At 59.2% G+C, this 26,435-nt stretch carries 24 protein-coding genes; 16 read left to right on the top strand and 8 right to left on the bottom strand.

The window, feature by feature from the left end; genetic code table 11:
* The first annotated feature begins 321 nt into the window (after nt 1–321).
* The 10 genes from arnB to ACP7BN_RS00075 all read left to right on the top strand — a co-directional run bounded on the left by arnB (nt 322) and on the right by ACP7BN_RS00075 (nt 11,206).
* Complete coding sequence (gene arnB, locus ACP7BN_RS00120) at nt 322–1,470, top strand: UDP-4-amino-4-deoxy-L-arabinose aminotransferase (protein ID WP_426200684.1); 1,149 nt, start codon at nt 322–324, stop codon at nt 1,468–1,470.
* Nucleotides 1,467–2,486 (top strand): undecaprenyl-phosphate 4-deoxy-4-formamido-L-arabinose transferase, encoded by a 1,020-nt coding sequence (arnC, locus tag ACP7BN_RS00115; protein WP_426200682.1) that lies wholly within the window; start codon nt 1,467–1,469, stop codon nt 2,484–2,486. Before arnB ends, arnC begins: the two co-directional genes overlap by 4 nt.
* Complete coding sequence (gene arnA / locus ACP7BN_RS00110; protein WP_426200681.1) at nt 2,483–4,489, top strand: bifunctional UDP-4-amino-4-deoxy-L-arabinose formyltransferase/UDP-glucuronic acid oxidase ArnA; 2,007 nt, start codon at nt 2,483–2,485, stop codon at nt 4,487–4,489. The genes arnC and arnA overlap by 4 nt, the downstream gene beginning before the upstream one ends.
* Nucleotides 4,489–5,373, top strand: a complete 885-nt coding sequence (arnD, locus tag ACP7BN_RS00105; RefSeq protein WP_426200680.1) for a 4-deoxy-4-formamido-L-arabinose-phosphoundecaprenol deformylase — start codon at nt 4,489–4,491, stop codon at nt 5,371–5,373. The genes arnA and arnD overlap by 1 nt, the downstream gene beginning before the upstream one ends.
* Nucleotides 5,370–7,019, top strand: a complete 1,650-nt coding sequence (arnT, locus tag ACP7BN_RS00100; protein ID WP_426200678.1) for a lipid IV(A) 4-amino-4-deoxy-L-arabinosyltransferase — start codon at nt 5,370–5,372, stop codon at nt 7,017–7,019. The genes arnD and arnT overlap by 4 nt, the downstream gene beginning before the upstream one ends.
* Nucleotides 7,016–7,360, top strand: a complete 345-nt coding sequence (gene arnE, locus ACP7BN_RS00095) for a 4-amino-4-deoxy-L-arabinose-phosphoundecaprenol flippase subunit ArnE (RefSeq protein WP_426200676.1) — start codon at nt 7,016–7,018, stop codon at nt 7,358–7,360. The genes arnT and arnE overlap by 4 nt, the downstream gene beginning before the upstream one ends.
* Nucleotides 7,357–7,761: a 4-amino-4-deoxy-L-arabinose-phosphoundecaprenol flippase subunit ArnF gene (arnF, locus tag ACP7BN_RS00090; protein ID WP_426200675.1), complete on the top strand. Its 405-nt coding sequence runs from the start codon at nt 7,357–7,359 to the stop codon at nt 7,759–7,761. The genes arnE and arnF overlap by 4 nt, the downstream gene beginning before the upstream one ends.
* Complete coding sequence (locus tag ACP7BN_RS00085; RefSeq protein ID WP_426200674.1) at nt 7,758–9,137, top strand: UDP-glucose dehydrogenase family protein; 1,380 nt, start codon at nt 7,758–7,760, stop codon at nt 9,135–9,137. The genes arnF and ACP7BN_RS00085 overlap by 4 nt, the downstream gene beginning before the upstream one ends.
* Nucleotides 9,138–9,173: 36 nt before the next feature.
* Nucleotides 9,174–10,352 (top strand): MFS transporter, encoded by a 1,179-nt coding sequence (locus ACP7BN_RS00080; protein ID WP_426200672.1) that lies wholly within the window; start codon nt 9,174–9,176, stop codon nt 10,350–10,352.
* Nucleotides 10,353–10,519: 167 nt separating this feature from the next.
* Nucleotides 10,520–11,206 carry an HPP family protein gene (locus tag ACP7BN_RS00075; protein WP_426200670.1) on the top strand — a complete coding sequence of 229 codons (687 nt, stop codon included), beginning with the start codon at nt 10,520–10,522 and terminating at the stop codon, nt 11,204–11,206.
* 97 nt (nt 11,207–11,303) lie between these two features.
* Here ACP7BN_RS00075 and ACP7BN_RS00070 read toward each other — a convergent pair whose 3' ends face one another.
* From ACP7BN_RS00070 to ACP7BN_RS00060, 3 genes are all read right to left on the bottom strand, one after another.
* A complete protein-coding gene (locus ACP7BN_RS00070; RefSeq protein WP_426200669.1) occupies nt 11,304–11,663 on the bottom strand; it encodes a hypothetical protein in 360 nt (119 codons plus the stop codon).
* Between the two features lie 88 nt (nt 11,664–11,751).
* Nucleotides 11,752–12,348 carry a hypothetical protein gene (locus ACP7BN_RS00065; RefSeq protein WP_426200667.1) on the bottom strand — a complete coding sequence of 199 codons (597 nt, stop codon included), beginning with the start codon at nt 12,346–12,348 and terminating at the stop codon, nt 11,752–11,754.
* A gap of 104 nt (nt 12,349–12,452) precedes the next feature.
* On the bottom strand, nt 12,453–12,959 hold the full coding sequence (locus tag ACP7BN_RS00060) for a PAAR domain-containing protein (protein ID WP_426200665.1): 507 nt from the start codon (nt 12,957–12,959) through the stop codon (nt 12,453–12,455).
* Nucleotides 12,960–13,488: 529 nt separating this feature from the next.
* Here ACP7BN_RS00060 and ACP7BN_RS00055 point away from each other — a divergent pair.
* The 6 genes from ACP7BN_RS00055 to ACP7BN_RS00030 all read left to right on the top strand — a co-directional run bounded on the left by ACP7BN_RS00055 (nt 13,489) and on the right by ACP7BN_RS00030 (nt 20,487).
* Nucleotides 13,489–13,755 carry a short-chain dehydrogenase gene (locus ACP7BN_RS00055; protein ID WP_426200663.1) on the top strand — a complete coding sequence of 89 codons (267 nt, stop codon included), beginning with the start codon at nt 13,489–13,491 and terminating at the stop codon, nt 13,753–13,755.
* Between the two features lie 595 nt (nt 13,756–14,350).
* On the top strand, nt 14,351–16,801 hold the full coding sequence (locus ACP7BN_RS00050; RefSeq protein ID WP_426200661.1) for a cytochrome P450: 2,451 nt from the start codon (nt 14,351–14,353) through the stop codon (nt 16,799–16,801).
* Complete coding sequence (locus tag ACP7BN_RS00045) at nt 16,798–17,196, top strand: Rid family hydrolase (RefSeq protein ID WP_426200659.1); 399 nt, start codon at nt 16,798–16,800, stop codon at nt 17,194–17,196. Before ACP7BN_RS00050 ends, ACP7BN_RS00045 begins: the two co-directional genes overlap by 4 nt.
* Before the next feature lie 41 nt (nt 17,197–17,237).
* On the top strand, nt 17,238–18,056 hold the full coding sequence (locus ACP7BN_RS00040; RefSeq protein ID WP_426200657.1) for an alpha/beta hydrolase: 819 nt from the start codon (nt 17,238–17,240) through the stop codon (nt 18,054–18,056).
* A 169-nt stretch (nt 18,057–18,225) separates the two neighbouring features.
* On the top strand, nt 18,226–19,332 hold the full coding sequence (locus ACP7BN_RS00035; RefSeq protein WP_426200656.1) for an enoyl-CoA hydratase/isomerase family protein: 1,107 nt from the start codon (nt 18,226–18,228) through the stop codon (nt 19,330–19,332).
* A 3-nt stretch (nt 19,333–19,335) separates the two neighbouring features.
* The gene (locus tag ACP7BN_RS00030) at nt 19,336–20,487 is read left to right on the top strand and encodes an acyl-CoA dehydrogenase family protein (protein ID WP_426200654.1); all 1,152 of its coding nucleotides are present in this window, start codon (nt 19,336–19,338) and stop codon (nt 20,485–20,487) included.
* A gap of 52 nt (nt 20,488–20,539) precedes the next feature.
* Here ACP7BN_RS00030 and ACP7BN_RS00025 read toward each other — a convergent pair whose 3' ends face one another.
* Genes ACP7BN_RS00025 through ACP7BN_RS00005 form a run of 5 tightly spaced genes read right to left on the bottom strand, consistent with a single transcriptional unit; the run spans nt 20,540 to nt 26,122 of the window.
* Nucleotides 20,540–21,313: an enoyl-CoA hydratase gene (locus ACP7BN_RS00025; RefSeq protein ID WP_426200652.1), complete on the bottom strand. Its 774-nt coding sequence runs from the start codon at nt 21,311–21,313 to the stop codon at nt 20,540–20,542.
* Between the two features lie 15 nt (nt 21,314–21,328).
* Nucleotides 21,329–22,456 (bottom strand): acyl-CoA dehydrogenase, encoded by a 1,128-nt coding sequence (locus ACP7BN_RS00020; protein WP_426200650.1) that lies wholly within the window; start codon nt 22,454–22,456, stop codon nt 21,329–21,331.
* Between the two features lie 20 nt (nt 22,457–22,476).
* Nucleotides 22,477–23,667 carry an acetyl-CoA C-acyltransferase gene (locus tag ACP7BN_RS00015; protein WP_426200648.1) on the bottom strand — a complete coding sequence of 397 codons (1,191 nt, stop codon included), beginning with the start codon at nt 23,665–23,667 and terminating at the stop codon, nt 22,477–22,479.
* A 12-nt stretch (nt 23,668–23,679) separates the two neighbouring features.
* Nucleotides 23,680–24,441 carry an SDR family NAD(P)-dependent oxidoreductase gene (locus ACP7BN_RS00010; protein ID WP_426200646.1) on the bottom strand — a complete coding sequence of 254 codons (762 nt, stop codon included), beginning with the start codon at nt 24,439–24,441 and terminating at the stop codon, nt 23,680–23,682.
* 16 nt (nt 24,442–24,457) lie between these two features.
* Nucleotides 24,458–26,122: an AMP-binding protein gene (locus ACP7BN_RS00005; protein WP_426200644.1), complete on the bottom strand. Its 1,665-nt coding sequence runs from the start codon at nt 26,120–26,122 to the stop codon at nt 24,458–24,460.
* Between the last annotated feature and the right edge of the window lie 313 nt (nt 26,123–26,435).

The following is a 26,435-nucleotide window of genomic DNA, read 5'->3' as shown; positions in this document are numbered from 1 at the left end:
AAACAACTAAAAATGGCAATAAAACTTAAATAAGTCCGGGCACTTCTGTAGGACTTTTCCGCGAAAAACGCCGATGAGCGGAAGAAGTCTGAACGCTGGCTGTAGAAGTTACAGAAACACGATTTGCCCACCGGTTTTTCATGTTCCTTTGACAAAAACGCGCCTAACCTTGATTACATCCAGTGGGCCCCGAACGGCTCACAACGTGCCGCCCGGGGGCGCAAAAGTCAATCAGGCATTCCCCGGCCGGTATTCCAAACCCTTGAAAATACGTGTTTTTCAGACAATCGGCTGAAGGATGGCTGTCGCCCCGAGGTTCATATGAGTCAGGCGTTTCTCGCGTTTTCCCGCCCGAGTATCGGCGAAGAAGAAATAGCAGCGGTCGAGCAAGTATTGCGCTCGGGCTGGATCACTACGGGGCCAAAAAGTCAGGCACTGGAAGAACAGTTTTCGAACTATGTGGGGTGTCGGCATGCAGTGGCATTGTCATCGGCCACCGGTGCTATGCATGTAACTTTGCTGGCGCTTGGCATTGGCCCCGGCGATGAAGTGATCACCCCTTCGCAAACCTGGGTTTCGACCGCCAATATGATCTCGCTGATCGGCGCCACCCCGGTGTTCGTCGACGTCGACCGCGACAGCCTGATGACCGACGCCGCGCGCATTGAAGCGGCCATCACCCCGCGCACCAAAGCGATTATCCCGGTGCATTACGCCGGGGCCGCGTTTGATCTGGATCCGCTGTACGCCTTGGCCGACAAACACGGCATCGCGGTAATCGAAGACGCCGCGCATGCTGCCGGCACCCGCTACAAGGGCCGCCACGTCGGTGCGCACGGCACCGCGATTTTCTCGTTTCACGCGATCAAGAACATGACCTGCGCCGAGGGCGCAATGTTCGTCACTGACGACCAAGCGCTGGCCAATCGCGTGCGCATGCTCAAATTCCACGGTCTGGGCGTCGATGCCTACGACCGCATGACCCACGGCCGCAAGCCGCAGGCGCAAGTGATGGAGCCGGGCTTCAAATACAACCTGGCCGACATCAACGCCGCGATTGCCTTGGTGCAACTCCAACGTCTGGACGCGATCAACGCGCGCCGCAGCGAACTGGCCGCGCAGTACCGGCAAAAACTCCAAGGCCTGCCGGTGCAACCGCTCACCGTCCCGGATTACGCGCAACAGCACGCCTGGCACCTGTTCATCCTGCGTATCGACAGCGAGCGCTGCGGCATGGATCGCGAAGCCTTCATGCAAGGTTTGCAGGCGCAAGGCATCGGCACCGGTATCCACTTTATCGCCACTCATTTACACACCTGGTATCGCCAGCGTGCCCCGGATCTGTACCTGCCCAATACCGAATGGAACTCGGCGCGTCTGTGCTCGATTCCACTGTTTCCCGACATGACCGACCACGACCTCGACCGGGTCGTCGCTGCCATTCAACACCTCGTAGGAAAACGCCCGTGAGACCTTATCCGATCCATTGCGTGTCGATCGTCATTCCGGTCTACAACGAAGAGCAAAGCCTGCCCGAGCTGCTGCGGCGCACGGCGGCGGCTTGTCAGCAATTGCGTCACGACTACGAAATCGTCCTGGTTGACGACGGCAGCCGCGACAACTCGGCGCAATTGCTCGAAGAAGCCGCCAGCCGCGAAGACAGCCCGTTCGTGGCGGTGATCCTCAACCGCAACTACGGCCAGCACGCGGCGATCATGGCCGGTTTCGAGCAATCCAGGGGCGACGTAGTCATCACCCTCGACGCCGACCTGCAAAACCCGCCGGAAGAGATTCCGCGCCTGGTTGCCGAGGCTGAAAAGGGCTTTGATGTGGTCGGCACGGTGCGTGGCAATCGCCAGGATTCGGCACTGCGCCGCTATCCATCGAAACTGATCAACCTCGCCGTGCAGCGCTCGACCGGCGTGGCCATGAGCGATTACGGCTGCATGCTGCGTGCTTACCGGCGCACGATCATCGACGCGATGCTCGCCTGCCGTGAGCGCAGCACATTCATTCCGATTCTGGCCAACAGCTTCGCCCGCCACACCAGCGAAATCACCGTGGCCCACGCCGAGCGCGAACACGGCGATTCGAAATACAGCCCGATGCGCCTGATCAATCTGATGTTTGACCTGATCACCTGCATGACCACCACCCCGCTACGCCTGCTGAGCATCGTCGGTTTTGCCATGGCCGGGCTTGGCGTGCTGTTTGCCGCCGCGCTGATCGTGATGCGTCTGGCATTCGGCGCCGGCTGGGCTGGCGACGGTTTGTTCGTGCTGTTCGCCGTGCTGTTCGTGTTCACCGGTGGCCAGTTCATCGGCATGGGCCTGCTCGGCGAATACCTCGGCCGGATGTACAGCGACGTGCGTGCGCGCCCGCGCTTCTTCATTGAAAAAGTCTTGCGTGGCCAGCCGGCGCCCCCGGCGCGCGCAATCACCGTTGACGGTCTCTCTTCCACTTCTGCCGATCAGGTTCTCTCATGAGTGCAAAAACAGTTGTCTTCGCCTACCACGACATTGGCTGCGCCGGCATCGAAGCGCTGCTCGCCAGCGGCTACGACATCGCCGCTGTGTTCACTCACGCTGATGATCCGCAGGAAAACGCCTTCTACGCTTCGGTCGCGCAACTGTGCGCCAACCAAGGCATCCCGGTGCATGCGCCGGAAGACGTCAACCATCCGCTGTGGATCGAGCGCATCGCCAGGCTCGACCCGGAGTACATTTTCTCGTTCTACTACCGCAACCTGTTGAGCGAGCCGCTGCTAGCCACCGCGAAGAAAGGTGCGTTCAACCTGCACGGCTCGCTGCTGCCGCGCTACCGTGGCCGCGCGCCGGCCAACTGGGTGCTGGTCAACGGCGAGACAGAAACCGGCGTCACCCTGCACCGTATGGTCAAACGCGCGGATGCCGGCGCGATCATCGCCCAGCAACGGGTGGCCATCGAGCGCGCTGACACCGCGCTGAGCCTGCACGGCAAACTGCGCATCGCCGCGATTGACCTGCTGCGGGATGCGTTGCCAGCGATGCTCCACGGCAAACTCCGTGAAACCGCGCAGGACGAATCGCAAGCCACGGTGTTCGGTCGCCGCACCCCGGCGGACGGCAACCTGGTGTGGGCCAAACCGGCTGAACAACTGTTCAACCTGGTGCGTGCCGTCACCCAGCCCTACCCCGGCGCGTTCTGTGCTGTGGGCGAACACAAACTGATCGTGTGGAGCGCACAAGTCATCCACGGCAACCAAGGTCAGACGCCGGGCCGGGTGATCAGCGTCAATCCGCTGCGCATTGCCTGCGGCGAGGATTCGCTGGTGATCAACGCCGGCCAGCGCAACGACAACGGCCTGTACCTGAGCGGCCCGCAACTGGCCAATGAGCTGGGGCTGGTCGACGGTTCGTTGTTGCGCGGTGCTGAATCCGCGCGTGCGCCACGCCGCACGCGGGTGCTGATCCTCGGCGTCAACGGCTTTATCGGCAATCACCTGTCCGAACGCCTGCTGCGCGATGAGCGCTACGAGGTTTATGGCCTCGACATCGGTTCCGACGCCATCGAACGCCTGCGCAATCACCCGAATTTCCACTTCGTCGAAGGCGACATCAGCATTCACTCCGAGTGGATCGAGTACCACATCAAGAAGTGCGACGTGGTCCTGCCGCTGGTGGCCATCGCCACACCAATCGAGTACACGCGCAATCCGCTGCGGGTGTTCGAACTGGATTTCGAAGAAAACCTGAAACTGGTGCGTTACTGCGTCAAGTACAACAAACGCGTGATCTTCCCCTCGACCTCGGAAGTGTATGGCATGTGCGAGGACGCCAATTTCGACGAAGACACTTCGAATCTGGTGGTGGGCCCGATCAACAAACAGCGCTGGATCTACTCGATCTCCAAGCAACTGCTCGACCGCGTGATCTGGGCGTATGGCCAGAAAGGCCTGAACTTCACCCTGTTCCGCCCGTTCAACTGGATGGGCCCGCGTCTCGATCGTCTGGATTCGGCACGTATCGGCAGCTCCCGCGCCATCACCCAGTTGATCCTCAATCTGGTGGAAGGCACGCCGATCCGGCTGTTCGACGGCGGCGAGCAGAAACGCTGCTTCACCGACATCGCCGATGGCGTTGAAGCACTGGCGCGCATCATTGATAACGACCATGACGCCTGCAACGGTCAGATCATCAACATCGGCAACCCGGACAACGAAGCGAGTATTCGTCAGTTGGGCGAAGAGCTGCTGCGTCAGTTCGAAGCGCATCCGCTGCGCCACAACTTCCCGCCGTTCGCCGGTTTCCGCGACGTCGAGAGCAAGGCGTTCTATGGCAGCGGTTATCAGGACGTGTCGCACCGCAAACCGAGCATCGCCAACGCCAAGCGCCTGCTGGACTGGACGCCGACCGTGGAAATGCGCGAGACCATCGGCAATACGCTGGATTTCTTCCTGCGCGAGGCCATGCTCGAAATCGCCGAACACTCCACCGAAGAAGCATATTGATGCAGGCCGGTTTGCGCATTGACGTCGACACCTTTCGTGGCACCCGTGAAGGCGTGCCGCGATTGCTCGACCTGCTCGATGAAGCGCAGATCAAGGCGACGTTTTTCTGCAGTGTCGGCCCGGACAACATGGGCCGGCATCTGTGGCGCCTGATCCGTCCGCAGTTCCTCTGGAAGATGCTGCGTTCCAACGCTCCCGGTCTGTACGGCTGGGACATTCTGCTGGCCGGCACTGCATGGCCGGGCAAGCCGATCGGCCGCGAACTCGGGCATTTGATGCGCCGGGCGCGGGATGCCGGGCATGAGGTTGGTCTGCACGCCTGGGATCACCACGGCTGGCAGACCAACGCCGGCCGCTGGAGCGATGCGCAATTGATCGAGCAGATCCGTCAGGGCGTCGACACCCTCGGCGAGATCCTTGGCGAGAAGATCCAGTGCTCGGCGGCGGCCGGTTGGCGTGCCGATGAGCGTGTGATCGAAGCGAAACAGGCGTTCGGCTTTCGCTACAACAGCGATTGCCGCGGCACGCGTCTGTTCCGGCCGTTGCTCGCGGATGGTTCGGCGGGTACGCCGCAGATTCCGGTGGATCTGCCGACCTTCGACGAAGTGGTCGGGCCGCACCTGGCAGCGCAGGATTTCAACGCCTTCATCCTTGAGCGGTTCCGCGCGCAACAGCTCAACGTTTACACCATTCATGCCGAGGTCGAAGGGATTCTGATGGCCGAAGATTTTCGCCAGTTGCTGGCGGCTGCACGCCAGCGCGACATCCAGTTCCAACCGCTGGGTGATTTGCTCCCGGCGTTCCTCAACAGCTTGCCTGTAGGCCGCGTGCAGCGTGGTGCTCTCGAAGGCCGGGAAGGCTGGCTGGGAGTGCAAGGCGCATGAGTCAACGCTGGGCATTGCCGCTGTTGCTGGGGGTTTTTCTGCTGGCCTGTCTGCTGCCGCTGGGCACCCATGGTTTGTGGATTCCCGACGAAACCCGTTACGCGCAGATCAGCCAGGACATGCTGCTCAGCGGCAATTGGGTGGCGCCGCATTTCATGAGCCTGCGCTACTTCGAAAAACCGGTGGCCGGTTACTGGATGATCGCCATCGGCCAATGGCTGTTCGGGCAGAACCTGTTCGGCGTGCGCTTCGCCTCGGCCCTGAGTACCGGGCTCAGCGTGTTGCTGTGCTTTGTGATCGCCCGGCGCTTGTGGAATGACCCGCGCAAAAGCTTCGTCTGCGCGTTGCTCTACATGAGTTTCACCATCGTTGCCGGTCAGGCCGGTTACGCCAATCTCGACCCGCAATTCACCTTCTGGGTCAACCTGAGTCTGGTGGCGCTGTGGTTCGCGCTCGACAGCCACAGCGGTGGCAAACGCATGGCCGCGTGGGCGCTGGTGGGTCTGGCCTGTGGCATGGGCTTCATGACCAAGGGTTTCCTCGCCTGGCTGCTGCCGGTGTTGATCGCCGTGCCGTGGATGCTCTGGCAAAAGCGCTGGAAGGAGTTGCTGATCTACGGCCCGGTGGCGATTGCCGTGGCGATTCTCGTGAGCCTGCCGTGGGCCTTGGCGGTGCACGCTCAGGAACCGGATTACTGGCGCTTCTTCTTCTGGCACGAACACATCCGCCGCTTCGCCGGTGACGATGCCCAGCATGACGCGCCGTGGTGGTTTTATCTGCCGTTGCTGGTGGCGTTCAGTCTGCCGTGGGTCGGCCTGTTGCCGGTTGCGTTGAAGCAAGCGTGGCACACCCGGCGTGACGCGAGCATCGCGTTTCTTGGTTTGTGGCTGCTGATGCCGCTGGTTTTTTTCAGTCTGAGTAACGGCAAGCTCCCGACCTACATCCTGCCGTGCCTGTTGCCTTTGGCGCTGCTGCTCGGGCATACGCTGGCCGACCGTTTGCATCTGAAACAAGGCCGGGCCTTGGGCCTGAATGGTCTGCTCAACCTCTCGCTGGGCGTGCTCACCCTGATCGCGCTGGTCTACGTGCAACTGAAGCGCCCACTGTACGACCACGAACTGCACAGCCTGGTGCTGCTGTTCATCGGTCTGATCGGCTGGATCATCAGCAACCTGCTGCAAGCGTTCCGGCCGTTGCAATGCTGGGCGGCGCCAGCGCTGGGCAGCTTGTTGCTGATCGCTGTGCTGCCGGCGGCGCTGCCAAAATCGGTGGTGGCGAACAAGATGCCCGACCAGTTTGTCCTGACTCACAGCGCCGAACTCGCCGCCACCACGCACCTGTTGAGCAACGATCCGGGCGCCGCTTCGGCGTTGGCCTGGCGCATCAAACGCCCGCGAGTCGCGTTGTACAACACGATAGGCGAACTGAAATATGGCCTTGCCTATCCTGACGGCATTCAACAACGGGTCGACCCCGAACAGGTGCAACAGTGGATGCGCGATGCGCGCAAGACTGGATCGGTCGGCGTGGTGATGCGGATCAAGGGGCAAGGCGAACTGGACGAACTCGACAAACTGCCGAAGGACGGCACCCGTTATGAACAGGGCAATCTGGTGATCATGATTCTGCCCAAGGATGCGTCATGAGCCTGTGGCTGCTGTTGGCCGCGTGCCTGCTGACGTGCCTCGGTCAGGTCGCGCAGAAATACGCCGTGGAGAGCTGGCGCGGGGTTGAATTGCCGCTGAGCGCCAAGCTGCGTTCGCCGCGGCTGTGGCTCGCCCTCCTCACTCTCGCCGCCGGGCTGCTGGTGTGGCTGCTGGTGTTGCAGCGCCTGCCGGTCGGCATCGCCTACCCGATGCTCAGTCTGAACTTTGTGTTCATCACTTTGATCGCGCGTTTCGTGTTCCGCGAACACATCGACCGCCAGCATTGGTTCGGTGTGGCGTTGGTGCTCGGCGGCGTGGCGCTGCTGGGGCAACACACATGAACCCGCGTCGCGGCATGACGTTCGCGCTGGGCAGCGTGTTGCTGGTCAGCGCCGCGCAACTGGGCATGCGCTGGAGCATGACGCGCCTGCCTGCGCCGCAAGACTGGCTGCCGTTGAGCAACCTCGATGTGACTGCGCTGACGGTAGTGATGGCGGCAATTTTCGCCTACGCCCTGTCGATGCTCTGCTGGCTGCTCGCCTTGCGCGATCTGCCGCTGGGCCGCGCCTATTCGCTGCTGAGCATCAGCTATGCGCTGGTGTACCTGCTGGCGGCGAGTCTGCCGCTGTTCAACGAAACCTTCAGTTTTTCCCGATCCTTGGGCGTGGCGCTGGTCATCCTCGGGGTCATCACGATCAACACCCGTCCGGCTCGTACGTCCCGACTCAGGAGTTCGCCATGAAAATCACAGTGTTTGGTAGCGGTTATGTCGGTCTGGTGCAGGCCGCTGTGCTCGCCGAGGTCGGGCATGACGTGGTGTGCATGGACATCGACGAGAAAAAAGTCGAGCTGCTGCGTCAGGGCCACGTGAGCATTTTCGAACCGGGGCTGGCCAGTCTGGTGCGCGAAGGTCTGGAGGGCGGACGCCTGCAATTCACCACCGACGAACAATTCGCGGTGCAGCACGGGCAGGTCGCATTCATTGCAGTCGGTACGCCATCGCGTGATGACGGTTCGGCGGATCTGCGCTACGTGTTGTCGGTCGGTGACGCCATCGCTCGGCATCGTCAGCAGCCACTGATTCTGGTTGAGAAATCTACTGTGCCGGTGGGCACTGGCGACACCTTGCGTGCGCACATCGACAAAGCCTTGCTCAAGGTCGGGCGGCTGTTGCAGTTCGATATCGTCTCCAACCCGGAATTCCTCAAGGAAGGCTCGGCGGTCGCCGATTGCCGCCGCCCGGATCGCATCGTCATCGGTTGCGAGCGCGAAGACGTGCGCGACGTGATGCGCGATCTGTACTCGCCTTTCAATCGCAATCACGACCGCATCATGTTCATGGATCTGCGCAGCGCCGAGCTGACCAAGTACGCCGCCAACTGCATGCTCGCGACCAAGATCAGCTTCATCAATCAGATTGCCGAGTTAGCCGAGCACCTGGGCGCCGACATTGAGTCAGTACGCCAGGGCATCGGCGCCGATTCACGCATCGGTTACCACTTCATCTATCCGGGTTGCGGCTACGGCGGTTCGTGTTTCCCCAAAGACATGCGCGCGCTGATCCACAGCGCGGAAGAGGCGCACTGCTCCAGCGATTTGCTGCAAGCGGTGGAAGCGATCAACCAGCGGCAGAAACACAAACTGTTCGAACGCATCAACGCGTTCTACAAGGGCGAATTGCGCGGCAAGACTTTTGCGCTGTGGGGCCTGGCCTTCAAACCGAACACCGACGACATGCGCGACGCACCGAGCCGAGTGCTTCTGGAATCGCTGTTCGCCGCCGGCGCCAGCGTGCGCGCGTTCGATCCGGAAGCCATGCAGGAAACCCAGCATCTGTACCCTAACGAAGCGAAACTGATGCTGATGGGCACCCCGGAATCGGTGTTGCCCGGCGCCGACGCCTTGATCATCTGCACCGAATGGCAACAGTTCAAGGCGCCGGATTTCAGCCTGATTCAACAACGCCTGAAAGCCCCGGTGATCTTCGACGGGCGCAACCTGTACGACGCTGAACGCCTGGCGCGCAATGGCTTCAAATATTTCCCGATGGGCCGGGGTGAATCGCGTACGCTGCCGATTCCTCTACAGCAGTGGCCGGCGGCGTCGGACGTGGCATGACACTGCAACGGACTTCGATAAGGACATTGCACTTCCGTGGCTACTTACTCACCCCTGATTCGCCGGTTGATGCTCAGTTCGCTGAGCATCGTCATGAGCCGTGCGTTGATCAGCCCGCTGCTCACACTGTTCCTCAGTAATAAACTCGGCCTCAATCCACAGGACGTCGGGCTACTGCTCGGTATCGCCGTGTTCAGCGCCACGCTGCTGTCGCTGTACGGCGGCTACATCATCGATCGGCTGGACAAGCGCCAGTTGCTGATCCTGACCATGCTCTCCAGCGGCATCGGCTGGATCCTGCTGACCTTTGCGCAAAACCTGTATCTGGTGACGCTGATCCTGATCATCAGCGAAACCGCTTCAGCGCTGTTCCTGATCGGTTCGAAAGCGATCCTCAGCGAAAATCTGTCCATCGGCCAACGGGTCAAAGCCTTTTCACTGACCTACACCCTGACCAACATCGGCTATGCCATCGGGCCGATGATCGGCGTGGTGATTGCCGGGATTCAACCGACAGCGCCGTTTATCGTTGCCGGCCTCGGCGCCTGCGCCAGCATCTTTTTGCTGACCGGCGTCAAACGCGAGGCCAGTCCGGTTGCCTCGGTCAGCCAGCCGCAAAGCTTCCTCAAAACCCTGATCATCCTGAAGAACGATCGCACGATGATCCTCTTCACTCTTGGTTGTCTGCTCAGCACCGTGGTGCACGGACGTTTCACCCTGTACCTGTCGCAGTACCTGCTGGTCACGCAAACCCAGCAAGGCACGCTGGACACCATGGCCGCCCTGCTCGCCTGCAACGCGCTGACAGTGATCCTGTTGCAATACCAGATCGGCCGCTTCCTCAAGCGTGAGCACCTGCGCTGGTGGATCGTTGGCGGGACCGCGCTGTTCGTGGTCGGGCTGATCGGTTTCAGCCTGGCCAACGGGCTGATTGGCTGGTGCGTCGCGATGTTCATCTTCACCTTGGGCGAAATGATCATTTACCCGGCAGAATTCCTGTTCGTCGACACGCTGGCGCCGGAGGAACTGCGCGGCAGCTATTACGGCGCGCAGAATCTGGCAGCCGTCGGTGGTGCGATCAGTCCCGTGATCTGCGGATTTCTGCTGATGCACTCGCCGCCACCGACGATGTTCTACGCCTTGAGTGCACTGGCGGCACTGGGTGGGTATTTGTGTTTTGTCAGCGGTCGCCGCGTTGCGAGAAAAATCAGTTGAATACAAAATAAATGCACTAAAGCAGCATTAATATGAATTTGTCAGCATCCAGTTTGCTTGGCACACTGTGCGCGTTCCTCCCCCAATAGTTGGAACAACTTCGAGGGCTTTCCGCATGCCGGACAAGTCCTTTTTTTTGCCCGGATTTTCTTGAGGATTGCGTTTTCATGCTCGCTCGCTGGTTGCCCGCCACCATCAACACCCGCCCCACCGAATGGAGCCGCGCCGCCATCGGCATGGCGTTGGGGACATTGTTCAGCGTGTGGGCGTGCAGTCAGGTGTTCGGCCTCGAAGTCGCGTACCACCTGATCGGCCCGCTGGGCGCGTCGGCGGTGTTGTTGTTCGCCGTGTCGTCTGGCGCGTTGGCGCAGCCGTGGTCGATCATCGGCGGCTATTTGTGTGCGGGTGTAGTCGCATTGCTAGTGGCGCACGTACTCGGCCGCACCTTGGGCAGCGCGTGCCTGGCGGCGGGCATGGCGCTGATCCTGATGTGCTGGCTGCGCTGTTTACATCCTCCGGCCGGTGCGCTGGCGCTGACGCTGGTACTGGCCGATCCGGCAACCATCGCCCTCGACTGGAAAGCCATGGAGCCGGTAATGCTCGGCGCGGCATGCATGCTCCTGAGCGCCCTCGCCTACAACAACCTGACTCGGATCCGCTATCCGAAACGCCCTGCCGAACCGGTGCCCTCTGTCACGCAGGTCGACATTCAAGCCATCACCGCCGACGACCTGAAACTGGCATTGGCTGACATGGAAGCCTTCATCGATATCACCCCCGAGGATCTGGAACAGCTGATCCACGCCAGTGAATTGCATGCCAAACGGCGGAGCATCAAAGCAGTCTTCTCCTGACCCATACACAAAAACCCTGTAGGAGCTGTCTCGTACTACGAGGCTGCGATCTTTTGATCTGAAAATTCGCAGCCTTCGGCAATTATCTGGAGCAAACTCAGTCCGGCATCGAGCGGATAATATCGGCCAAATCATCCTTAGTAATTTCATTGGCCTTGATAGCTTCAGCAATGTCTTTTTTTGATAGTGGAAAACGTTTGAAAATCTCTTTCAACGTGTCTGCATCTACGTTCGTCAACCATAGAGGGTCAATTAGAGTGCCGCCATACTCCGGTTTCATTGGGACCTCATCACCCGCAATAATACCTTGGTGATTAAAGTAAACCATATAGCGGCTAAATCCCTCGGGGTAGCTTTGATCATAGTAAAGCGTAGTTCCCCGGGGCAACACATAATAATTTTCGTCGCCACTGCGTCCGGCAATCAGTAAAGGCTCTCTAATCTTAACCATGTCCATACTATGAGTCCTCATCAAACCATTAGAAACCACAAATATTAGCGTGCCAACGTTGATCAGCGTCACTATCAGCAAAAAAACAAACAATCTATTTCTTGTAAACATTTTTCTTGTCATAGCGTGCCTCAGTATTGCCTTCGAGCATGGCCTGAAAATCTGCCGGCATGAATATTCCATCCCTAGGCGAGCTCTGAGTATGCGTTGCCTGCCTTTCCACCCACGAAAGCCCTCTCAATTCTGCATACAGCTCCGGATTTTGTACGATCATTTTTCCTGAGGCTTTTGCGCCCTCAATGGTCATGGTCGTGCAATTGTTAGTGGTTGGCTGGTAACTTTCCGGCAAAAGATACCGGGTAGAGGTTGGGAATTTCATCCTCACCTCTTTTTTTCTCGCAATGACTCCAGCGAAGTGCTCATTCACCGCCTCTGCCTTTTTATTGTCAAGGTAATAAACAAAGCCCGTGGTCGTTCTGCCATAACGGTTTTCGTTAGCTATATATGCACTAAAAGAAGTCCACACGTTAAATATACCTTCCCCTTCACTCTTGAACGTTCCCCACACCAGCCCGTACCGCCCGAAGTCATACGTAATATCTTTACCACCCACAACAATACGCAAAGCTGCATGACCATATGTATGGTCTTCTCCTTTCAGCGTGTAGGGGCCGCCGATCAGAATTTCCATATATGCACCTGACACTACCAACTGATTAGTTTTAGTAGTCTTTCCTGATGCACCCGTAGTTTTCGCTGCCTGCCTTGTACCCGCCATTTTCGTAGGCTGAACCATTAAAGACGTTCCATATCTTCAAGTTTCGGAAATTTTATGCTGCAACTTCCCCGCGGAATATTTGCCACGTGCACCAGTCCGTTTGCGTCGAGAACACCAGTGATCAACCTTCCATCAGGAAGTGTCAGTTCATATGCCTCGTTGGCAATAGGCTCGTCTCGCTCATTCAGTAACTGAAACTCGACGAAAGTTTTTTCTTTCAAAAACTGCGAAAAAAAGTTGCTGGCAGGCCCGCCGCCAGAATCACCTACGAAAGTGTCGGGAGAACCGGCCGTGATCGTAGCCCCGCAAGCCGTCTGCGAACCGACATGTGCAACATCTTTCCCGAGTCCGAAAACGTGAGGTGCCCCCGTCGTGATCGGATTTGCGCCATGGATAGGGCATGAATAGATATCGCCCACCAAAGCAATGGGCAATGAATTGACGAAAATGGGACTTGATCCAGTGCTGATGTTTCCGCCGTGACTGCCTGGATCTCCAAGTCGCGCAACTGGCTTACCTGCCATCGTCCTACTCCTTTAAACATCAAGAACTGCGGATGGTACCCGATCTTCGACTGATGCTGAACGAGCGAAACTCGAACCGGAATCGGCCTACACAATAAGCGGGGGTTTCCGGCTCTGCTTTGGTTGACTGCCCCGTCCTCACTCCCTATCCTCGCGCCTGTCACGACTCATTCGTGAACGGGTTTGACGGCTCGGAATTCCAAGATGCGCATTGCCCTTCAATGTGTTCGTACACTCGTGTGTGCGAAACACCGCTTAATGGTGACTGTGTGCGGGGCACCTTCGGGTGCGCCGGGTGTTCTTGGACCGGTCCGTCAACCTGCACACAGTTGCCACCTATTCGTTTGACGGCGATGAAGTGGTAGTTCTCTGACTTCCAAGAGGCTACACCGATGACCGGTACAACCACACGATCCACTCCTTTCGCTCGCTGCGATCACGTCGACCATTATCTCCTCGCGGTGCAGACTGAGATCCCTCTGCTAGACACCCTTGAATACAGTCACGCGACTCAAGCTGGAGGTGAAGCATGAGCTCGCAGATATCGATGACACACAACGAAGACAGCATTCCGGTATTGCTCGTTTCTACTGAAGCGCCACTGGATGTACTGCACACTAGCGCAGCCAGTCGCTTTCTGGCCGCGACGCAGATGATGGAAAGTCTGGCCAGTCTGGATATTTCGTCTGCCAAGGGCGCCGATTTACAACAACTAGCCCATGCGGCGGCGATCCTGCTACGTGATGCGTGTGATGTGATGGACGTTCTGGGACGCCAGATTCAAAAGCTGGTCTGAGATAGAGAGTGGAATGGGCTGCGATTTTTTGACTTTGATTTTTCGAGATCAACAGATTGCAGCCTCGTTGCACGAGACAGCGGCTATATTGGCCTTTCTTCAAAGTAAATTTGCAGCATGGATATGGGCACATTGGTCCGTGGGCCGGCAGTCAGTTGTTCGGTATCGACGTGGTGGCGCACGCACTCGGTCCAGTGCTTGGCAGCGTGCCTCGCCTGTAATTCAAGCTTCAGACCAATGGCGGGTCGCTCACCTTGCCAACCGCCGACCAGCAACTAGATTTCACCTTTGTACCGCACAGAGTTGTCTGCCTTTCACTTAGAAGTCTGGCCCGCCGTATTGCCCAGTAGCGATGACACAGGATGTCTGACTATGGAGAAAACTCACTTTAAGTGAGTGGCAAGGCTGGCTTCTCGCTTTGACAGCACCGTCCTCCCCTCAGTATTCAGCGCACGCAGGTTGCCCGATTCAGGCACGCCTGCGGGCGCTGTGGTTTTCAGTCCTCCGTCTCTGGTGGTTTCGAACCCAATTCGAATCTACGAGGGAATCACCATGACCGAATCACTCCTGCAAATGCTTCAATCTGCAGACCACGGTGACGCATGACCCGGTGGCGCAATGTCTGGTTCTCAATACTCCGACACCTTCTGCCTGCAAGTTCTGGATCGGTAATGCCTTGCACGCGGCGCAAGTGATGATGGTGTTGGCACGGCTGATCGTTGACGATAAAGACGAAGGCTTGCACTGGTTCCGCGTGCGCATCCGCGACAAGGAAAACGGCCCGTTGTCAGCCGGCGTCAAGGTCATGGCTTGCGACCCCAAGGGCGGAATTCACGCCAACCAAGTGGCGGGCATACGCTTTACCGGGATGAATATCCCGCTCGACGCGCTGATGCAAAAACATTCCCGATTCTCGCCTGAAGGGCAATTCAGCAGTGAAGTACCCCGCGAGCGACGCGCTACAGCCGCCATGGAAACCTTCATCCAGGAACGTGTTCTTCTATTGGCGGCAGCGCGTGGCAGTGCGGGGTTGTGCAGTTGGCTGGCCTACCGTTTCGTCACTCATAGAAAAAATGCAACCGCCCGCCAGACCTTGATGAATAACCCGCTGGTCCGCCAGCGTCTGTACGAAGAACAGCTCAAGGCGCTGGCGCTCAAGCTTCTGGAGCAGGCGGTCCTGCGGCGCTTCGAAACGCTGTGGCATCAACCGGAAAAACGCAAGGAGCTGCATATCCTCGCGGCTGTCGCGAAAAGCGTCGGGACATGGATGGGCCACGACGTGATGGTTAAATGCCGGGAGATATGCGGCTCACAAGGTTTCCACCATCACAACCAGATCATCACGCAATGCATCGATTGCGAGATCAGCATCACCTTCGCCGGGGACAATTCAGTGCTGGCTTATCAGGTAGCCAGAGATGCCGTGACCCGACCTCGGTTTGCCTCTCGTCCTGTGACCAACATTGCTCAACGGAGCGAGAAATCGATTGCCGAGCTGCTCAGCAATCCTGGGGAGGTTTCGCACCGTCAGGCTGTTGCACTGGCTTATGCGCGAGCACTGGACCTGGTGATCGAAGAGGCTGGACGCGATAAACGCGTGTCGTCGCAACTGCTGGAAGACCTGATCGCCGTGTTCGCGACGCAGCTGCGCGAAAGCGGTCTGGCTATCGCCAATGTGGATGTAAATCGCGCCACAGAAACGCGAATTGCATTGCTGGCGGAATGGCTCAAACCGCCAAAAGAACTGGTGACAGCGCCCATCGCTGATGCGGACTACATCGAACAACTTACCTCCCCGTTGTACGCGTTCGACGCGAAAGAGCAGGCGCTGCTCGATTTCACCCATCGCGACACGGTGCGCAATCCCTATCCTGCTTATGCGCACCTGCGTAAACACGAGCCAATCTACTGGAGCGAGCAATTCAACGCCTGGTTCATGACCCGCTACAGCGACGTATCCGCAGCCCAGGGCGATTCGCAACGCTACTCCTCCGATCGCATGCAGCAATTGGTCGATGCCCAACTGTCACCCGACAAGCGCGAGAAAATGGCGCCGTTCGTCAAACTCGCTTCCGAATGGATGTATTCGCAGGATGGCGCCGCCCACAAGGCCAGCCGGCAGCTGCTCGGCAAAGCCTTCACACCTCGCGTTATCGAATCCTTGCATCAGACCATTCAGGCGATCACCGACAAGGAAATTGCCAAACTCAAAGGACGAACCGACCTGATGGCGAGGCTGCTCAACCGAGTACCGGCGCTGATTCTCGCCAAACTTTATGGGATCCCACTCAAAGACGCGTTGAAGCTCAGGAACTGGACCGACGACATTCTGATTTTTCTGGTGGGAAGTCTCGACCCCGACTACGGTCCCGAGCAAGCGCTCAAAGGGGTGGAGGAAATGTATGCCTATTTCGCAGAGGTCATCGCCCGGCGGCGCAAATGCCCCAAAGATGATCTGGTCAGCCACGTTCTGGAGGCCAGCGCAGGCAGCAACTCCAGTACTGACCAAGTGCTGGCGCAAATTGTTTTCATCCTGGTCGCGGGCTACACCACCAGTGCCGATCAGTTGTGTATCGGTTTGCTGCACTTGCTTGAGCATCCCGAACAAGTAGCTGCGCTGTTGGCAGATCCTGATCTGATTAAACCTGCCATCGAAGAAATGCTGCGCTTCGACTCGGCAGGATCTTTCAGCCATCGAGTGCTCAAGGAAGACGTGGCCATGCACGGCGTGACGATGCGCAGAGGTGAACTGGTGTACCTCATGCGCGGTTCTGCCAATCGTGACCGGTTAAAATTCCCCGACCCCGACCGCTTCGATATCAGGCGCTCGCATAACGCTCACTTGGCCTTCGGTCTTGGTGGACACTTTTGCATGGGCACTGCGCTGTTTCGCCTGGAAGCGAAAATCGTCTTCACCTCCCTGTTCAAACGCTTTCCGCAGTTGAGCCTGATTGCGCAAAAGCCCCCTGAATGGCGCACCAACAACCTGCAATTTCGCGGTTTGAAATCACTGCCCATCGACTTGGGCCAAGGAGTGGCGCAATGAAAATCCAACGAGTTTTTTCCGAAGCCCCCTGGGAATCCATGGCGGGTTATTGCCGAGCGATACGCGCCGGGAAAAGAATCCTGATGGGCGGCACGGTTGCCTTCAAAAAGGACGGTAGCCCTTATAAGCCGGGGAACGCTTACAAGCAGACACTGCATTGTCTGAAGATTATCGAAAGGTCAATTCAACAGCTGGGCGTAGATCGGCGCAGCATCATCGGCATCCGTATCTACACCACCAGCATGAAACACTGGCCAGAGATCGCCAGGGCCCACAAAAAGTTCTTCGAGGGACATCCACCCACACTCATGTGCCTGGCGGTGAAGCAACTGATCACCAAAGAATACGTGGTTGAACTCACCACTGAAGCAATCGCGCGGAAAGTGAAGTCATGAGTCCGTCCTCACCTGCCCACCCGACAGTCGAAAGCACTCGAATGGCACTGCGCACCACCATGGTGCTGCGTGTGACCGATCTGACGATCGACAATCACGGACGGCCCCTGCCCTTGCGGATTTATCTGCCGCCCGGCCCGGCACCGCATGCAGTGCTGATGTTTTTTCATGGCGGCGGTTGGGTCACCGGCGATCTGGATACCCACGACGGTTTTTGCCGACTGCTGTGTGGATGGGCCGGATGCGCGGTGGTCGCGGTGGACTATGCACGCCCTCCGGAGTACGTGTTCCCCGCAGCTCTGGAGGATTGTTGCTGTGCAACGCAATGGGTGGTCGAACACGCCGCAGCCATCGGTCTGGATGCCTCGCGTCTGGCAGTGGGTGGTGGCGGCTCGGGTGGGGGACTTGCCGCTGTTGTCTGCCAATGGGCACGGAAAAAGAGAAAGGTCCCGATTGCCTTTCAACTACTCCTGTATCCCTTGCTCGATTGCATCACCAACAATCCCAGCCATGAACACTTTGCTTCAGGCCCTGGACTGACTGCCCAGATGCTTGAGTGGTATATCGCGCACTATGTGCCGCGAAGCATTGCGCGTGATGATCCAAGGGTGTCGCCAGTGCGCTGCAAAAATCTTCGCGGCTTAGCGCCGGCGCTGATTCTGACGTCGGGACAGGATGTTCTGCGGGACGAAGGCCGCAATTACGTTCAGCGACTCAAAGAGGCCGGTGTTGATGTGCGACACCTCGAGTACGACAACATGCCGCACGGCTTCATCAACTATCCTGCGCAACATGATGAAGCCAGACAGGCATTGCTGCTTTGCGCCAGATCTCTCCAAGAGCATTTGCAAATCTCCTGAAGACTCAGAGGCCCGTGCGGGCAGTCCGGCCCCACTTTCGCAACGCTGCAAAAATGCACACTGCACCTGCACATATCCCGGTTGTACACGGCAAATTTGCACTGGTACGATCCGGCAACGCTCGCGCGCGAGCATTTGCATAAAAAACAATAAAAGCAGGGAGTTACTGATGACTGCTCAGGCTTCATCCCCGCGGACATCGTCCATGGATGCCACGCAACACGAAGTGCTGGCCGAGGTTCGCAATCACATCGGTCACCTGACCTTGAACCGCCCCGCCGGCCTCAACGCCATCACCCTCGACATGGTTCGCTTGCTGCAAAAGCAACTGGATGCCTGGGCGACTGACGCCAATGTGCATGCCGTGGTGCTGCGCGGTGCTGGCGAAAAAGCCTTCTGCGCTGGCGGCGACATTCGTTCGCTGTACGACAGCTACAAAAGCGGCGACACGCTGCATGAAGATTTCTTCGTCGAGGAATATGCCCTCGACCTGACGATCCACCACTACCGCAAACCGGTGCTGGCGCTGATGGACGGTTTTGTCCTCGGCGGCGGCATGGGCCTGGTGCAAGGCGCTGACCTGCGGGTGGTCACCGAGAAGAGCCGTCTGGCAATGCCGGAAGTGGCCATCGGGTACTTCCCGGATGTCGGCGGCAGCTATTTCCTGTCACGCATTCCCGGCGAACTGGGAATTTATCTAGGCGTCAGTGGCGTGCAGATCCGCGCTGCCGATGCGTTGTATTGCGGTCTGGCCGACTGGTATCTGGACAGCAGCAAACTCGCCAGCCTCGACGAACAACTCGATCAGCTGGAATGGCATGACACGCCGCTCAAGGATCTGCAGAGTCTGCTCGCCAAAACCGCCGTGCAAACCTTGGCGGACCCGCCGCTCGAAGCGCTGCGCCCGGCCATCGACCACTTCTTCGCCCTGCCAGACGTGCCGAGCATGGTCGAGCAGTTGCGCGCGGTGACCGTCGCCGACAGCCATGACTGGGCGATCAGCACTGCCAATTTGCTGGAAACCCGCTCGCCGCTGGCGATGGGCGTGACTCTGGAAATGCTCCGTCGCGGCCGGCACCTGAGCCTGGAAAACTGCTTCGCCCTCGAACTGCATCTGGATCGCCAGTGGTTCGACCGCGGCGACCTGATCGAAGGCGTACGCGCCCTGATCATCGACAAAGACAAGACCCCACGCTGGAACCCGCCGACCTTGCAGGCGCTGCACGCCGAGCACGTTGAGAGTTTCTTCCACGGTTTCGCTGAGAGCGGGAGCTGAGCCATGCACGATCTCGAACTGACTGAAGAACAAGTGATGATCCGCGACATGGCCCGGGACTTTGCCCGGGGCGAAATCGCACCGCACGCGCAGGCCTGGGAAAAGGCTGGCTGGATCGACGACGCCCTGGTCGCGAAGATGGGCGAACTCGGTTTGCTCGGCATGGTGGTGCCCGAGGAATGGGGCGGCACTTACGTCGACTACGTGGCCTACGCGTTGGCGGTGGAAGAGATTTCTGCCGGCGACGGTGCCACTGGCGCGTTCATGAGCATTCACAACTCGGTGGGCTGCGGCCCGGTGATGAACTACGGCAGCGAGGAACAGAAACAGACCTGGCTGGCGGATCTGGCCAGCGGCGCGGTGATCGGTTGCTTCTGCCTGACCGAACCGCAAGCCGGTTCCGAAGCGCACAACCTGCGCACCCGCGCCGAACTGCGCGACGGTCAGTGGGTGATCAACGGCGCCAAGCAATTTGTCAGCAATGGCAAACGGGCGAAACTGGCAATTGTGTTTGCGGTGACCGATCCGGATCTGGGCAAGAAAGGTATTTCGGCGTTTCTGGTGCCGACCGATACACCGGGGTTCATCGTTGACCGGACGGAACACAAGATGGGCATTCGCGCGTCTGACACCTGCGCGGTGACGCTGAACAATTGCAGCATTCCCGAGGCGAATCTACTCGGCGAGCGCGGCAAGGGGCTGGCCATCGCGCTATCCAATCTCGAAGGTGGACGCATCGGTATTGCCGCGCAGGCATTGGGCATTGCGCGTGCGGCATTTGAAGCGGCGCTGGTGTATGCGCGGGATCGGGTGCAATTCGGCAAGGCGATCATTGAGCATCAAAGCATCGCCAACCTGCTGGCGGACATGCAAATGCAGATCAACGCGGCGCGCTTGTTGATCCTGCATGCGGCGCGTTTGCGCACGGCTGGCAAACCGTGTCTGTCGGAGGCTTCGCAAGCGAAGTTGTTTGCTTCGGAAATGGCCGAGAAGGTCTGTTCTTCGGCGATCCAGATTCATGGCGGGTATGGGTATCTGGAGGATTACCCGGTGGAGAAATACTACCGGGATGCGCGGATTACCCAGATTTATGAAGGGTCGAGCGAGATACAGCGGATGGTGATTGCTCGCGAACTGAAGAACTACCAACTGTAAAAAGCAAAAGCATCGCTGGCAAGCCAGCGATGGCGTCAGTCGGCGCGCAGCATTACTTGCCTTGGAACTCCGCAGGACGCTTGGCGACAAATGCCGCCATTCCTTCCTTCTGATCCTGCGTCGCAAACGCCGCATGGAATACCCGGCGCTCAAAGCGCACGCCTTCAGCCAGGTTCACTTCGAACGCACGATTCACGCTCTCCTTGACCATCATCGCAATCGGCAACGACTTGCTGGCAATCAACGCCGCGACTTTGAGCGCCTCATCCAGCAATTCATCGCTCGGCACAATCCGCGCGACGATGCCGCAGCGCTCGGCTTCCACTGCGTCGATCAAACGTCCGCTCAGGCACATTTCCATGGCCTTGGCCTTGCCCACCGCGCGGGTCAGGCGCTGGGTGCCGCCCATGCCCGGCAGCACGCCGAGGTTGATTTCCGGCTGACCGAATTTGGCATTATCGCCAGCCAGAATGAAGTCGCACATCAACGCCAGTTCACAACCACCGCCAAGAGCGAAGCCGTTGACCGCCGCAATGATCGGCTTACGCCGGTTGGCCACGCGGTCGCTGTCGCTGAACAGATCGTCCATGTAGATCTGCGGATAAGTCAGGTCGGCCATTTCCTTGATGTCGGCGCCAGCGGCGAAGGCTTTTTTCGAGCCGGTGATGACGATGCAACCGATGTTCGAATCAGCTTCCAGTCCGTCCAACGCGTGATTCACTTCGCTGACCAATTGCGCGTTCAAGGCGTTCAGCGCCTGCGGGCGGTTCAAGGTAATCAGGCCAACCCGGCCATGGATCTCCAGCAAAATCGTTTCGTAAGTCATGAGCAAAATTCCTTGTCAGAGATTGCGCGAAATAACCATGCGCTGAATGTCGCTGGTGCCTTCATATATCTGGCAGACGCGCACGTCGCGGTAGATGCGTTCCAGCGGGAAGTCGTTGAGGTAACCGTAACCGCCCAGCGTCTGCAATGCCATCGAGCAGACCTTTTCGGCCATTTCCGAGGCGAACAGTTTCGCCATCGAGGCTTCGACCAACGCCGGTTGTCCGCTGTCGCGCAGAGCAGCGGCGTAATGCACCATTTGCCGGGCGACGGCGATCTGCGTGGCCATGTCCGCCAGGCGAAACGCCACGGCCTGATGTTCGATGATCGGCTTGCCGAAGGTGTCACGCTCGCGGGCGTAATCACGCGCTGCTTCGAAAGCGGCGCGGGCCATGCCCACCGATTGCGCAGCGATGCCGACGCGTCCGCCTTCAAGGTTGGCCAAAGCGATTTTGTAGCCTTCACCCTCCTCGCCCAAACGGTTGGCGACCGGCACTTTGATGTCTTCGAACAGGATCCGGCAAGTGTCCGAGGCGTGCTGGCCGAGCTTGTCTTCAACGCGCGCGACTTTGTAGCCCGGTGAATCGGTCGGCACGATGAATGCTGTGATCCCGCGTTTGCCAGCGCTCGGATCGGTCACCGCAAACACGATCACGATCCCGGCATTCTGCCCGGATGTGATGAACTGTTTACAGCCGTTCAGCACGTAGTGATCGCCCTCCAGCCGTGCGCGGGTTTTCAGGCTGCTGGCATCGGAACCGGCCTGCGGTTCGGTCAGGGCGAAGGCGCCGAGCATCTTGCCGCTGGCCAGCGGTTTGAGGAAACGTTCGCGCTGATCGTCATTGCCGAACTTGAGGATCGGCACGCAACCCACCGAGTTGTGCACGCTCATGATCGTCGAGCACGCGCCGTCGCCGGCAGCGATTTCTTCCAGGGCCATGGCGTAAGCCAGGTAACCGGTGTCACAACCGCCCCACTGCTCCGGCACCAGCATGCCGAAGAAGCCCAGCTCGGCCATTTCGCCGATGGCTTCCTTGGGGAAGCGGTGTTCGCGATCCCACTCGGCGGCGAACGGTTTCAGCCGCTCCTCGGCAAACTGCCGGGCCATGTCGCGGATTTGTTGTTGGTCTTCATTGGCAATCATGGTGAATCCTTAATCCAGGTTCAGACACACTCGACGGCCATGGCCGTGGCTTCGCCGCCGCCGATGCAGATCGCCGCGATCCCGCGTTTCAGGCCTTTCTGGCGCAGCGCCGAAAGCAAGGTCACCAGAATCCGCGCACCGGATGCGCCGATCGGATGGCCGAGCGCACAGGCACCGCCGTGTACATTGAGCTTCTCGTGCGGAATGTCCAGATGCTTCATCGCCGCCATCGCGACCACAGCAAACGCCTCGTTGACCTCGAACAGATCAACCTCGTCCAGCGACCAGCCGGTTTTCTTCACCAGTTTGTTGATGGCGCCAATCGGCGCCACCGGGAACAGCCCCGGCGTGTCAGCAAACGCCGCGTGGCCGTGAATCACCGCCAGCGCTTTCAAACCGAGTTTCTGTGTTTGCGACTGGCGCATCAGCACCAGCGCCGCCGCGCCGTCGGAGATCGAGCTGGAGTTCGCTGCTGTCACCGTACCGCCATCGCGGAACGCGGGTTTCAGCGAGGCGACCTTGTCCAGTTTGGCTTTCGGCGGTTGTTCGTCGTTGCTGATCAGCACTTGTTCCTTGCCGACGGTGACGGTCAACGGGACGATTTCGTCCTTGAAGCTGCCGTCCTTGATCGCTTGCTGCGCGCGGGTGGTCGAGGCGATGGCAAACGCGTCCTGGGCCTCGCGGCTGAACTCGTTGCTGTCGGCGCATTCCTCGGCAAAGGTGCCCATCAGACGGCCCTCGTCGTAGGCGTCTTCGAGGCCGTCGTGAAACATCGAATCCAGCACCTTGCCGTGGCCCATGCGATAACCGCTGCGTGCGCGATCCAGCAGATACGGCGCGTTGGACATGCTTTCCATGCCGCCCGCGATCACCACATCGGCGCTTCCGGCGAGCAGCATGTCGTGGGCCAGAATGGTTGCTTCCATGCCCGAGCCGCACATCTTGTTCAGGGTGGTGCAACGGGTGGATTTATCCAGCCCGGCGCCCAGTGCGGCCTGGCGCGCAGGTGCCTGGCCAAGGCCGGCGGGCAGCACGCAACCGAACATCACCTCATCGACTGCATCTGACGAAACACCGGCGCGTTCAACCGCTGCCTTGATAGCCGCTGCACCGAGTTGCGGCGCGGTGAGGCTTTTCAGTTCGCCCTGAAAACCGCCCATCGGGGTGCGGACGGCGCTGACGATGACAATCGGATCTTGGGAAATGGTCATGACAAATCCTCCTTATTTCGCGGCCATGCGCAAGGCGCCGTCGAGACGGATCACCTCGCCGTTGAGCATGCTGTTTTCAATGATATGCCGCACCAGCGCGGCGTACTCGGCAGGTTTGCCCAGACGCGGCGGGAACGGCACGCCGGCGGCCAGCGAATCGCGGACTTCCGGGGTCATGCCGGCCATCATCGGTGTTTCGAAAATGCCCGGCGCGATGGTCATCACGCGGATGCCGAAGCGCGCCAGTTCACGGGCGGCGGGCAAGGTCAGGCTGGCGATGGCGCCTTTCGACGCGGCATACGCAGCCTGACCGATCTGGCCGTCGAACGCTGCCACCGAAGCGGTGTTGATGATCACGCCGCGCTCGCCGTCGGCATTGGCTTCGCTTTCGGCAATCGCCGCAGCCGCCAGACGCAGCATGTTGAAGCTGCCGATCAGGTTGACGTTGATCACCTGCGCGAAGCTCGCCAGCGCATGCGGGCCGGTTTTGCCGAGAATCTTCTCGCCACGCACGATGCCGGCGCAATTGACCAGCCCGTTGAGGCTGCCAAAGGCTTTGACGGTCGCCTGCACGGCGGCTTCGGCGGCGACTTCGTTGCTGATGTCGGCGACGACGCTGTGCGCGCCGAGGCGTTCGGCTTGCGCGGCAACCGCTTCGGCATTCATGTCCACCAGCATGACTTTGGCGCCGGCATTCACCAGCAATTCAGCGGTGGCCGCACCGAGGCCGGACGCGCCGCCAGTGACGATAAAAACCTTGTTCTCGATCTGCATGAGTGTTTCCTTCGATTCAAGCTGAAACGTTGTGCGCCGCGGCCTCTTGAGCCTTGGCGATTTCCTGGTTGCGCAAGATAAAGCGCTGCAATTTGCCGCTTGGGGTTTTCGGCAACTCGCTGACAAATTCGATTTCACGCGGGTACGAATGCGCGGCCAGACGCTTGCGCACGTGTTGGCGCAGCTCCTCGGCCAGCGCGGGTTCGGCGCGATATTGCGGGTTGAGCACGACGAAGGCTTTGACCAGTTCGGTGCGCTCCGGATCGGGCTTGCCGACCACGGCGGCTTCGATTACTGCCGGGTGTTCGATCAGCGCGCTTTCGACATCGAACGGGCCGACGCGATAGCCCGAGGTGGTGATCACGTCATCGCTACGCCCGACGAAGCTGATGCTGCCGTCCGGGTTCCATTCCACGGTGTCGCCGCTCAGGTAATAGTTGCCGACGAAGGCTTTGGTCGGCGCGCCGGCATAACCGGCGAACCAGCACATCGGCGATTGCGTTCGGTCGATGGCGAGAATCCCCGGCTGACCGACGCCGAGTTCGTTGTTCTGTTCATCAAGCACCACGATGCGATGGCCCGGCGAGGCGAAACCGGCTGCCCCCACATGGATCGGGTGTTCGAGGCCGTGGTGGTTGCACAGCACCATGCCCAGTTCGGTCTGGCCGTAGTGATCATGGATGACCACGCCGAGGTTGTCGGCGAACCAGCGAATCACTTCCGGATTCAGCGGCTCGCCGGCGCTGCTGACAATGCGCAGTTTGCCTTTGATCGAACGGGCGAATTGATCGCCGCCGGCAATCAGCAAACGGTAGGCGGTCGGGGACCCGGTGAGGTTGCTGATGTTGTATTTGTTGATCACCCGGCAGGTGCTTTCGAGGGTAAACGGGCCATCGTAAAACGTGATCGGATGCCCCATCGCCAACGGCCCGGTGACGCCGAAATAGATGCCATAAGCCCAGCCCGGATCAGCGACGTTCCAGAACGCATCTTCGGGGCGCAGATCCACGGCGTCGCGGGTGTAGCTCTGGAACGCGACGATGGCCTTGAGCGGCACCGACAACGCTTTCGACGGGCCGGTGGTGCCCGAGGTGAACATCAGCAGAAACGGGTCTTCGCCCGTGAGCATGAGCGGTTCACAGACGTTGGAATGATTGGCCAGCTCGGCCCAGAAACTGAAATCGCCACGCACGATGCCCTGGCCCTTTGGACCGCCGACGGTGACCACGGTCGGGCAATCGGCGACCTCGGTGAGTTTCGGCCGGTTGACTGCATCGCTGACTACAACTTTGGCGCCGGAACTGTTCAGCCGATGTTCCAGCGCTTTCGGGCCGAACGCCGTGAACAGCGGCTGATACACCGCGCCGATGCGCCAAGTGGCGAGCACGGTGATGAGTAATTCGACATTGCGCGGCAGCAGACCGGCAACCTTGTCGCCCTTCTGCACGCCTTGCGCGAGGAGGAAATTGGCGAAACGCGCGGCTTGCTCTTGCAGATCGCTGAAGGTGTACGTCGCACTGGCGCCGTCGCGCCCCTCCCAGAACAGCGCAATGCGCCCCGGCAATGCGTGACGGTCACAACATTCGACGCAGGCGTTCAGCGCCTCGAGCGTACCGCTGAGCGCGGCGTCGACGGTGTGCTGGTAGTTGAACTGTGTGGTAGCAGACAAGTGATCGCGCATTGCCAGAATCCCTCTGTGTTTTTATTAGGTTGGGGAACCTTGAACAGCAGAGAGATAGTCGCGCCGCGCAGCGGTGGCGGCAATGGTCAAAGCCATCAAAGTGGATGACTGGTTTGGCCAAGGTTCAGGTGATGTATCGCCTGGACCGGCGCTATCGCTAGCAGGCTAGCTCCCACAGGGGGAACGCATTTCAAATGTGGGAGATTCTATGGTTGAGGGGAAGCCCTCAACCGACTTTCGGTTGGTATTCGTCCTCCCCCTTCAACAGTGCAAATACCACTCGGGCAAGCTTGCGGGCCAGGATCACCAGGGC

It is taken from the genome of Pseudomonas sp. TWP3-1 (assembly GCF_049896625.1).
In the GTDB taxonomy this organism is placed as follows: Bacteria; Pseudomonadota; Gammaproteobacteria; order Pseudomonadales; family Pseudomonadaceae; genus Aquipseudomonas.
The sequence above is the reverse complement of the archived record's forward strand: the minus strand, read 5'-3'. Positions and strand labels throughout refer to the sequence as shown.

What these genes read in the sequence shown, in the direction of transcription:
- arnF (WP_426200675.1), top strand. Translation starts at nt 7,357, where the DNA reads ATGAACCCGCGTCGCGGCATGACGTTCGCGCTGGGCAGCGTGTTGCTG.
- ACP7BN_RS00010 (WP_426200646.1), bottom strand. Translation starts at nt 24,441, where the DNA reads ATGCAGATCGAGAACAAGGTTTTTATCGTCACTGGCGGCGCGTCCGGC.
- ACP7BN_RS00085 (WP_426200674.1), top strand. Translation starts at nt 7,758, where the DNA reads ATGAAAATCACAGTGTTTGGTAGCGGTTATGTCGGTCTGGTGCAGGCC.
- ACP7BN_RS00055 (WP_426200663.1), top strand. Translation starts at nt 13,489, where the DNA reads ATGAGCTCGCAGATATCGATGACACACAACGAAGACAGCATTCCGGTA.
- ACP7BN_RS00005 (WP_426200644.1), bottom strand. Translation starts at nt 26,122, where the DNA reads ATGCGCGATCACTTGTCTGCTACCACACAGTTCAACTACCAGCACACC.
- ACP7BN_RS00065 (WP_426200667.1), bottom strand. Translation starts at nt 12,348, where the DNA reads ATGGAAATTCTGATCGGCGGCCCCTACACGCTGAAAGGAGAAGACCAT.
- ACP7BN_RS00075 (WP_426200670.1), top strand. Translation starts at nt 10,520, where the DNA reads ATGCTCGCTCGCTGGTTGCCCGCCACCATCAACACCCGCCCCACCGAA.
- ACP7BN_RS00060 (WP_426200665.1), bottom strand. Translation starts at nt 12,959, where the DNA reads ATGGCAGGTAAGCCAGTTGCGCGACTTGGAGATCCAGGCAGTCACGGC.
- ACP7BN_RS00025 (WP_426200652.1), bottom strand. Translation starts at nt 21,313, where the DNA reads ATGACTTACGAAACGATTTTGCTGGAGATCCATGGCCGGGTTGGCCTG.
- ACP7BN_RS00020 (WP_426200650.1), bottom strand. Translation starts at nt 22,456, where the DNA reads ATGATTGCCAATGAAGACCAACAACAAATCCGCGACATGGCCCGGCAG.
- ACP7BN_RS00030 (WP_426200654.1), top strand. Translation starts at nt 19,336, where the DNA reads ATGCACGATCTCGAACTGACTGAAGAACAAGTGATGATCCGCGACATG.
- arnT (WP_426200678.1), top strand. Translation starts at nt 5,370, where the DNA reads ATGAGTCAACGCTGGGCATTGCCGCTGTTGCTGGGGGTTTTTCTGCTG.
- ACP7BN_RS00035 (WP_426200656.1), top strand. Translation starts at nt 18,226, where the DNA reads ATGACTGCTCAGGCTTCATCCCCGCGGACATCGTCCATGGATGCCACG.
- ACP7BN_RS00045 (WP_426200659.1), top strand. Translation starts at nt 16,798, where the DNA reads ATGAAAATCCAACGAGTTTTTTCCGAAGCCCCCTGGGAATCCATGGCG.
- arnA (WP_426200681.1), top strand. Translation starts at nt 2,483, where the DNA reads ATGAGTGCAAAAACAGTTGTCTTCGCCTACCACGACATTGGCTGCGCC.
- ACP7BN_RS00070 (WP_426200669.1), bottom strand. Translation starts at nt 11,663, where the DNA reads ATGGACATGGTTAAGATTAGAGAGCCTTTACTGATTGCCGGACGCAGT.
- ACP7BN_RS00040 (WP_426200657.1), top strand. Translation starts at nt 17,238, where the DNA reads ATGGCACTGCGCACCACCATGGTGCTGCGTGTGACCGATCTGACGATC.
- arnD (WP_426200680.1), top strand. Translation starts at nt 4,489, where the DNA reads ATGCAGGCCGGTTTGCGCATTGACGTCGACACCTTTCGTGGCACCCGT.
- arnB (WP_426200684.1), top strand. Translation starts at nt 322, where the DNA reads ATGAGTCAGGCGTTTCTCGCGTTTTCCCGCCCGAGTATCGGCGAAGAA.
- arnE (WP_426200676.1), top strand. Translation starts at nt 7,016, where the DNA reads ATGAGCCTGTGGCTGCTGTTGGCCGCGTGCCTGCTGACGTGCCTCGGT.
- ACP7BN_RS00015 (WP_426200648.1), bottom strand. Translation starts at nt 23,667, where the DNA reads ATGACCATTTCCCAAGATCCGATTGTCATCGTCAGCGCCGTCCGCACC.